Here is a 1,722-nt window from a genome sequence, read left to right as displayed (position 1 = left end):
TTAGCCGCCGAGAACGGTTCCGGTCGGGCAACAACCGATTCGGGCAAGCTTCAAAGCTATAACCGTCGCCAGACACATTCACGCCAAAATCCGCGTTTGTTGCAAGCAGAAACCCGCCTGCGCGGACGACACTTCCCAGTCGCAACGCGACGACACGTGGGTAGCCCCGGACGTGAGTCCGGGGACAGCGTAGTAGTGGCCACCATAGAGTCGCGAAGCGACGGCAGGTGTCGTTACGGAGATCAATAGGTGGGGCAAGGAAATGTAGGATGCGCGAAGTTTTCATTGTCCGGCATCAATCGGTCTCAATATCTTTTTGCCACCCATCTTTTTGCCGGTCCTTTCCGCCGGGTGACCACCGAGCGGGCATTTACCTAGAGGCTACCTACTTCGGCCCGCCCATCCTTCCTGACATCCGGTCAAAAGAAGGCAACCGAAGGTTGCGGCAGGAAAATGAATGGGGCAGAAACATGTCTGAACCCGAAGAAACTGGTAATGGGTGCCAGCACAAATGCTTCGCAGCCGATATCCAATGAAAGATTGAAAACAGTAAAGCTGGACCAGTTTCGCGTGAGTCAAAAGAAGCTCAAAGCATTCAAGCGGCGTGTCTCGGAGATCTTTCGTAGAAACCGGGGCGTGTCGATGAAGAAGCGTTTTGCGGAGTTTCGTTCTTATGCGATTGGTTGGCTTGGGTATTTCCAGTTAGACCAAGTCAAGACAACGTTCAGTACGCTCGACAAGTGGCTTCGGCGACGGGTTCGGGCATGTTACTGGAAGCAGTGGAAGAAGTCGAAAACACGTCTACGCAACCTGATGTCATTGGGCTTGTCGTACTGGGAAGCTCGGCCGTTCGCGTTTAGCGGCAAAGGCCCATGGCGTCTTTCCAAGACGTCGGGAGTCCAGCGTGCGTTATCCAGCGAGTACCTAAAGAGTGAGGGCATATTGAGTCTATTGGAGCGTTGGCAACAGCTTGCATCCTCGCGGCGAATCGCCCGAGTAGCAGACCCGCATGCTAGGTGATGTGGGAGGGGCGCCGGAGCAATCCGGCCCCCTATCCCGATTCACATGGTTCGCCCATTTTCAATCAACGGGTGGAGACAAAGCCGGTGATCGGATGTTCCATGGAAGTTTGTGCCGTCAGCCCAGTCAAGTATATCTGATATCCAGCGTCATCAGGGATGTCGAAGTAGTTCCGAAGTTCTGCAATTGTATCGCGCATCGTCTCCCACGAGACACGATCGTCGGGTAGGCCCATTCGCACTTGAAGCGGGTGCGAGCCTTCACATGGATAATGGACGTCGATCCAGCCAAACACGTTGTAGACTCGTCCAGGTCCAGCATCGAAGACCTCGCCAGTGTCAGGAAAAGTCAGTGTGTCGCCTTTTGTGCCGAGATCGAACATGAAGCTCGTGCGTGATCGAGCACGCAATGTCGCAATCATGTCGAGCAATCCAATTTCGTTTCCGATTTGCATTGATGTCAGCGATTGATCTCAGTTGGGCGAACGGTGCCCGTCACCGGGCCGGGAAAGTTGATTTTCCATTCGTGAAAGCCCGCAAGCCAGGCTCCAGTGCACGGGGTGGTTCCCCGCTCGCTTCCGGCCTGCGTTGATGCCGCATCCCGCGACTAACGGCCACGACAATTGACAAATTGTACCGTAGAGAGGTCGGTGTCACCAAATTCTGTTTGCCACCAAGTGCATCTGTCCCAAGTCGCAGTTGA

2 protein-coding genes are annotated in these 1,722 nt (G+C 54.5%); one reads left to right on the top strand and one right to left on the bottom strand.

The genetic code is table 11. The features are described from left to right. Nucleotides 1–453 precede the first annotated feature (453 nt). Nucleotides 454–1,020: a group II intron maturase-specific domain-containing protein gene (locus RMSM_RS06835; RefSeq protein WP_315850134.1), complete on the top strand. Its 567-nt coding sequence runs from the start codon at nt 454–456 to the stop codon at nt 1,018–1,020. A 64-nt stretch (nt 1,021–1,084) separates the two neighbouring features. Here RMSM_RS06835 and RMSM_RS06830 read toward each other — a convergent pair whose 3' ends face one another. Continuing rightward, on the bottom strand, nt 1,085–1,441 hold the full coding sequence (locus RMSM_RS06830; protein ID WP_236622035.1) for a hypothetical protein: 357 nt from the start codon (nt 1,439–1,441) through the stop codon (nt 1,085–1,087). Nucleotides 1,442–1,722: the final 281 nt, after the last annotated feature.

Source organism: Rhodopirellula maiorica SM1 (assembly GCF_000346295.1).
Taxonomy (GTDB): domain Bacteria; phylum Planctomycetota; class Planctomycetia; order Pirellulales; family Pirellulaceae; genus Novipirellula; species Novipirellula maiorica.
Note: the sequence above shows the minus strand (reverse complement) of the source record. Positions and strands in the feature narration are given on the sequence as shown.